Raw genomic sequence first — 6,682 nt, forward strand, 5'->3', positions numbered from 1 at the left:
ACATCCGTGCGGATTAAACATATTCCAAGCGGTATTGTTGTAGAATGTCAAACCGAAAGGTATCAAGGAAAAAATCGCGAAATTGCTATGAAACTTTTAAAAAGCAAGTTATATGCGATAGAAGAAGAAAAAATTCAGGCGGAGAAATTAAAAGCGAAGGGAGTTCATAAAACGGCGGGGTGGGGGAACCAAATTCGTTCTTATGTATTGCACCCGTATAAAATGGTTAAAGATTTAAGAACCGAAGTTGAAAGTTCGAATCCCACAGCGGTTTTGGACGGGGAATTGGATATGTTCATTGAATCCGAGCTACGGCAGTTGAATAAATAGGGATAGACCCAAATTGGGATTATAACCTGTACCTCCGCCTTTCTCACAGTCCCACCTTGAAGGTGGGACAGTTATTATCATCTTAGCTGATGAAATTTTTCCACATTTGACTTGCTCGTGGCTTTATATCCCCAACATATTTACTGCCCATTTTTTTGGAATATGGTTTCTGACACTCCGAGGATAATTCTTCAAAGGCCATTTGCGCGATAGGCATTTTGTAATAGAGCAGAATGGGCATATTTGCTGTGTTATGAAGTTCCAGCGTCATTTTAAGAGAATTCCCTGGGTCAAGAAAACCCGCGGTGATATGGATAAGCAAGCCCATTCGACCTATGGAACTTTTCCCTTCCAACCGGCCAACATATTTTGAGGACACTCCCGTTGTTTCATAAATTAAGCCGAGAGCAAACTTACCAGGGTGTAGCACAAAGGGCAGATTCTCATCTATTACGATTTCCTTCATCATGTCGTCCATGGGTTTCTTTGGGTCTATGACACAATTTGATTTTGTGTCAAAAGTTAAAAAATGTTTGTCTAAATGTAAATCAACGGATGCTGGTTGCAGATATTTTTCATCAAACGGACATATGTTTATATCGCCACGAGCAAGCGCTTCTTTTATATTTTTATCTGATAAAATCATATATTTAGGGGCTGAAAATTATTTCCTATAACTAAATGTATTTTAACAATTTTCAAGCCTCTCTACCACCTTGAAGGTAATGGAATAGTCTTGGTTCAGTAGACTAGTCTACTGAACCGCATCCCCCTTCATATTTTGAGGGTTTAATTCCAAGGAGTTTCCTTTGAAGAAGGAGACTCCTTTGTTTATCCCTTGGTGTTTGTGATAACATTTAGTTATGGAATTCAAAAGAAAATACGAACTTATAAAAGAGGCGCAAGGATATCTTGTAAAAGCGCCCCAAGATTTAGCTCACGAGATAACCCACCACTATAGAGTGTGTCTTCTAGCTGTTCGTAAGGAACCCACTTTATTAACCTTATTTCTTCTTTTTGCGCTTTTAGTTCGTTTTTGCTTCCGATGAATTTTACAAGAAATTGATATTTTTTCTGACCTCGCCACCACTTGCCGTGTTTTCTATATCCGTTCTCCCGCGCCTCTTTTGGCCATTCGTATTTGTCTATTTTGGAGCTTTTTGCCAATATTTTAAATTTGTGTGTTCCCAGTTCTTCTTCTAATTCTCTTAGAATACCTATTTCCATACTTTCCCCTTCCTCCAAACCCCCTCCAGAAACATCCCATTGATTTTCCCCATAACTTTTCTTTTGCACGAGTAGAAAATTATTTTGACTGTCAATAACATAGGCGTTTACACCTTTTCTATATGGTAGATTTTTCGTATTCATATATTGCTATTATACACAATTCCTGTTTTAAATTTAAATAAGGATAAATAGGGATAGACCCAGTTTGGGATAGACCCAAATTGGGTCTATCCCTAATTGACCCTAATTGAGGAGGATAAGAAAGGTAAAGTAAAAGGAAATGTGGACGCGGACATTGTTTTACAAGCGATGTTGGACTATAAAAAATACGATAAAGCTGTTGTGATAACTAGCGACGGAGATTTTTATTCGTTGGTAAACCATTTGTATAAAAATAAGAAGTTGGAGATAGTTATAAGTCCTTATAAAAAAACTTGTTCGTCTTTGTTAAAGAAAACGGCTAAAGAGAAAATAGTTTTTATGGGCAACTTACGCAAAAAACTGGAGTACAAAGAAAAACACCGCTAAAGGACGAAACCATTTAGAGGTATTTTTCAATGTGTATTCTGTTTAGATATTAGCAAGAATCTAGTTGTTTTGTCAAGTACACTGCTCAAATTTTTTTAAACAGGGATTTCAAATAGGGATAGCTATCCCTATTTGGGATTAGAACTTATACCTCCGCCATTTCCCCCGTCTTATCTTCTTATCTTATTGAAGGTGGGGTAGGCCATATTAAAACTATTGTTTTCAAATATAAATTTTGCTAAATTAAATATATGCTAACCAAAAGCGATTTAACAAATATCAAGAATATTGTTCTAGAAAACAACGAAAAGTTATCATCAGATATACTTAGCGAAGTTAGACCTGAATTCAACTATATAAAAAAGGATATCAAAAAAATCAAAAATGACCAGAAACTTATTGTGGATTTCTTTGACCACGAATATCTCAAACTTCGGGCTAGAGTTGAGCGAATTGAATCGGTTTTGAGTATTAAACCCTTGCAAAACCTGTGATAATAATTTCATAATTTAAAAATTAGTGTATAATGAAATTATGGAGAAAAGATTTGTCCTCTTAATGGCTTTTTTTAGCATATTATTAGTGTCTCTCGTCCTTTTTAAAGTTTTTTTCTCTTCTAGTAAAAAGGACATCAATCTTGTTAGTTACGATACCACTAATAAAACTGATTCAGAATCAGGATACATTAAACTTCCTTCAGGTTCTTCCGGGATGACTAAATATACTGGAAAAGTGGTTCCTTCAGGCGCGTCTTCATACGAACTTATAGATGCGGATGGAAAATTAGTGGTGGGTCTTACGGCAGATGATGCTAAGCTTACGCTTGCGGAAGGTAGATATGTTGAGGTAACAGGGGTTTTGCAAAAAAACGCAACTGGTGAAAGTGTGTTAAAAGTTGAGGCTGTGGCGTTTAGGTAAATTAATATGATTGTATTTGAAAATGTATCAAAAAAATATCCCGACGGCACAACCGCTTTAGATGAAATCAATTTTGCGATAAAGGGAGGAGAATTCGTTTTTATAACAGGACCAAGCGGGGCGGGAAAAACCTCTTTGCTAAGACTCATTATTAAAGAAGAAGTCCCTACGCAAGGTGAGGTTTTTGTGGACGAAGACCCCGTTAGCAATATAAAATCTAAAGACATACCAAATTTAAGGCGGAAAATCGGTTTCGTTTTTCAGGATTTTAAACTGCTAAATAGCAGAACTGTTTTTGAGAATGTGGCTTTAACTCTTGAAGCTGTTGGGCGGGAAGATAGCAATATTAAGGAATCGGTTATGGAAGTGCTTTCTCTGGTGGGTCTATCCGAAAAAGCTATGTCTTTTCCGGATTTTTTATCCGGCGGGGAAAAGCAAAGGGTTGCCATAGCGCGGGCTCTTGTCCACGAACCAAAAATATTGTTGGCGGACGAGCCTACCGGGATGATTGACCCCGCAACGGGGTGGGAAATTATAAATCTTCTGGATAAAATAAATGGGTGGGGTACTACTGTAGTTGTTGCCACGCACAATTTAGATGTGGTTTCAGCTTTAAATAAAAGAAACATTAAAATTGATAAAGGAAAGTTGTTGAAAGGTAATAAAAATGAATCTTAAGAAAGTTGTAAAAGTAATGCTGACAAATGTAAAACGAAGCGGGTGGTCCACAGCTACTTCGGTTCTTGTGATGACGCTAACTTTTTTTATGGCGAGTCTTTTTATTATCTCGGCGTATATTTCAAATGTGGTTTTAGGGTATCTTGAATCCAAGGCGCAAATCACCGCCTTTTTTAAAGATAGCGCCACGGAGGAAAACATACTTAATTTTAAGTCCGAATTGGAACAAACGAATTTAACGGCGGGGGTAGTTTATGTTTCAAAAGAAGAAGCGTTAAAAATATATATGGGTCAGCATAAAAGCGAGCCCCTGTTATTGGAATCTATTTCCAGCAGTATTTTCCCGGCAAGTTTGGATGTTAGGGCGAAAAATATTAAAGATTTGCCTAATTTAGCGGGGTTGTTGGAGAAAGTGGATGGTGTTGAGGAGGTGGTTTATTATAAAGATGTTATTTCAACATTTCAAAAATGGGCGGATACCATAAAATACGCTGGCGTTTTCTTGATTGGTATATTAGCTCTCATCTCAATTTTAGTAGTGCTGGTTACGGTTAGTTCAGTGATTCATTCCAAAAAAGAAGAGATTGTGGTTATGCGTTTGATTGGCGCGTCTGATTGGTATATTAGAAGCCCGTTTTTAGCGCAAGGTGTTTTTTATGGGGTTAGCGCCGCTTTGCTTTCTACAATATTTATTGTAGTACTTTTGCCTTTTATTTATCCTTATTTTAATAATGTATTTTCTGGTATTCCCATTCCCGCTTTCACTCCGTTTACGGTATTGGCGCTTTTGGGTATTGAAGTTTTGTTTGGGGCATTTCTTGGCGCTTTTGGAAGTATAGTTGCTTTAAGAAAATACTTAAAACTCTAATGAAATTCGCCCGCGTTGTTTTATTCTCCACGGTTTTAACAATTTTATTATTTGCCGTTTTTAATCTAGCGGTTTCGTATGCGGAGGAGTCGGTGTTGCTTGATAAGTACAATAGTATAAGGGAGCAAATTGTTGAAGTGGAGAGAGTAATTGGGGATTTGCTAAATACAGAAAAAAATTTGCAAGTCGAAATAGATTATGTAAATAGTAAAATCGGTTGGGCAGAATTAAAGATCAAAGAATCAGAAGTAAAGATAGCGCAGAAGGAAGAAGAACTTGTGATTTTAAGTAAAGAAGTGGAAGGTTTTGCTGAAAGGATTTACAGAGTTTCGGAAGCGTTGGGGGAACAGGAAAAAATTTTAGAGGGGCGCGTACGCGCTAGATATAAATCGGAAAGGGAAGTTTCTCTTAGTTTATTTATTAGCGCTAACGGTCTTTCGGATGTTATTAATAGGTTAAAGTACCTTCGGGTCGCGCAGGAGCAGGATAATAAACTTTTATTGGAATTTAAAGAGACAAAGCAAAATTTTACTAGTCAGAAAGTTATATTGGAGGATAAAAAAAAGAAAGTAGACGCCCTAAAGTTGGCGGTTGAGCAGGAAAAGAGAAATACAGAATTGTATCAAAGCGAGCTTCAAGAACAGAAAGATAAAAAGGCAAGGCTTCTAGAAGTTACAAAGGGGGATGAGCAAAACTATCAAGAGATGCTAAAAACTTTGCGAGAAGATGAAAAAGCCATTAGAGAAGCTTTGGGTAACGCTCTGTCGGATATTATAGCTGGGAGATTAAGCGGGGAGTATGTATCCAAGGGGGATGTTATAGGGTTACAAGGTAATACTGGGAATGTATATCCAAGACCTAGCGGGGGGTGCCCGACATGCGGGACCCATTTGGATTTTATGATATTCACATGTTTTGAAAATGGGTATATAACTTCGAATTGTGTTGATGACCCAACTGATTACATAGACGGGGAAAATGGTCTTCATAAGCCGATAGATTACAAATATATTACTCAAGAGTTTGGAAATACCCCTTTCGCGCAATCTGGGCAAGCAGGATATCTTTTCCATTTGGGTATAGATTTAGTGGCTTATCATGGCGCGCCTATTTATGCTATTGATGACGGCACAGTTTATTATGGTACGGATAGATATGGGGCTCATTATGCTTTGATAAAACATGATGACGATTTTTGGAGCGCTTATTGGCATATTCAGTAGATAGCCTAAAATAGCGCGTAGGGGCGGGGTTAAAGGGTTCTAGACTGTAAATGAATCTAAAACTTTTTATTAACGCAATAGTTAACAAGTTTTTAGCAGTTTTATTCTTTTTTTGTTTTATTACTGCTCTATCTTTTTCTCCTGCCTACTCTGCAACCAGTCCCGAAGTAGTTGATATAACCCCATCCCTTTTAATAAGAATCACAGAGTTTTATCCTAACCCTCCAGATAATGGGTATGAATGGATAGAGGTGTACAATCCGAGTGATACGGAATTGGACATAACCGGTTGGTATATAGATGATTCCGATGAAACATCCTCCAGGAATCCTTGTCTAGTTACTACTACGATAGTGTCTCCTAGATCCTATATAGCTTTGGATTTTATAGTTAAGGGGGTTTTAAATAATACAGGGGATGAGGTACGGCTTTTAGACTCACAAAAGAAAGTGGTGGCTAGCCTTTCATATAAGAATGTGAAAGCAGATTATTCCATCTCTTTGATTGATGGTGTTTGGGAATTTTCTACGCCCACCAAAGGCGCGGTTAATCCAGTCCAGAGTACCACTTCGGAAGTGGTGCGGGAGGAGGAAGAAGAAATTAATTACCCAGACAATGTAAAAATTACCGAGTTTATGGCTTGCCCTAGTAAAGGTGAGAATGAGTGGGTGGAGATTTATAACGACACCGGCGAAGAATTGGATTTAACAGGCTGGAAAATTGATGATATTGAGGATGGGGGGTCCTCCCCTTGGGTTTTGGATGAGGAAAAGCTGGGAAAGAGTCTTGTGGTTAAAAAAGATTCATATTTTGTTATATCGGGTTTTTCCAACAGGTTTAACAATGTTGGTGGGGATTCCGTCCGTTTGCTTAATCCCAATGGGGATTTGGTGGACGAAACAAGTTA

Annotated in this window: 10 protein-coding genes; 8 read left to right on the forward strand and 2 right to left on the reverse strand. The window is 37.7% G+C overall.

What is annotated here, in order from left to right:
• On the forward strand, positions 1–330 hold a 330-nt coding region (gene prfB, locus KJ678_04335; protein ID MBU1017358.1), incomplete at its 5' end, for a peptide chain release factor 2.
• 82 nt (positions 331–412) lie between these two features.
• Here prfB and KJ678_04340 read toward each other — a convergent pair.
• Both KJ678_04340 and KJ678_04345 read right to left on the reverse strand, forming a co-directional pair.
• Positions 413–976, reverse strand: a complete 564-nt coding sequence (locus KJ678_04340) for a dCTP deaminase (GenBank protein ID MBU1017359.1) — start codon at positions 974–976, stop codon at positions 413–415.
• Positions 977–1,218: 242 nt separating this feature from the next.
• Positions 1,219–1,701, reverse strand: a complete 483-nt coding sequence (locus tag KJ678_04345) for an NUDIX domain-containing protein (protein ID MBU1017360.1) — start codon at positions 1,699–1,701, stop codon at positions 1,219–1,221.
• Between the two features lie 96 nt (positions 1,702–1,797).
• Between KJ678_04345 and KJ678_04350 the strand changes: the two genes are divergently transcribed.
• The 7 genes from KJ678_04350 to KJ678_04380 all read left to right on the forward strand — a co-directional run.
• The gene (locus KJ678_04350) at positions 1,798–2,088 is read left to right on the forward strand and encodes an NYN domain-containing protein (GenBank protein MBU1017361.1); all 291 of its coding nucleotides are present in this window, start codon (positions 1,798–1,800) and stop codon (positions 2,086–2,088) included.
• Between the two features lie 251 nt (positions 2,089–2,339).
• Positions 2,340–2,582: a hypothetical protein gene (locus KJ678_04355; GenBank protein MBU1017362.1), complete on the forward strand. Its 243-nt coding sequence runs from the start codon at positions 2,340–2,342 to the stop codon at positions 2,580–2,582.
• Positions 2,583–2,622: 40 nt separating this feature from the next.
• On the forward strand, positions 2,623–3,006 hold the full coding sequence (locus KJ678_04360) for a hypothetical protein (protein MBU1017363.1): 384 nt from the start codon (positions 2,623–2,625) through the stop codon (positions 3,004–3,006).
• Between the two features lie 6 nt (positions 3,007–3,012).
• On the forward strand, positions 3,013–3,684 hold the full coding sequence (ftsE, locus tag KJ678_04365; protein MBU1017364.1) for a cell division ATP-binding protein FtsE: 672 nt from the start codon (positions 3,013–3,015) through the stop codon (positions 3,682–3,684).
• On the forward strand, positions 3,674–4,552 hold the full coding sequence (locus KJ678_04370) for a permease-like cell division protein FtsX (protein MBU1017365.1): 879 nt from the start codon (positions 3,674–3,676) through the stop codon (positions 4,550–4,552). The genes ftsE and KJ678_04370 overlap by 11 nt, the downstream gene beginning before the upstream one ends.
• On the forward strand, positions 4,552–5,775 hold the full coding sequence (locus KJ678_04375; GenBank protein ID MBU1017366.1) for a hypothetical protein: 1,224 nt from the start codon (positions 4,552–4,554) through the stop codon (positions 5,773–5,775). The genes KJ678_04370 and KJ678_04375 overlap by 1 nt, the downstream gene beginning before the upstream one ends.
• A 50-nt stretch (positions 5,776–5,825) precedes the next feature.
• On the forward strand, positions 5,826–6,682 hold an 857-nt coding region (locus KJ678_04380), incomplete at its 3' end, for a lamin tail domain-containing protein (protein MBU1017367.1).

Source organism: Patescibacteria group bacterium, assembly GCA_018817085.1.
In the GTDB taxonomy this organism is placed as follows: Bacteria; Patescibacteriota; WWE3; order CG2-30-40-12; family CG2-30-40-12; genus CG2-30-40-12.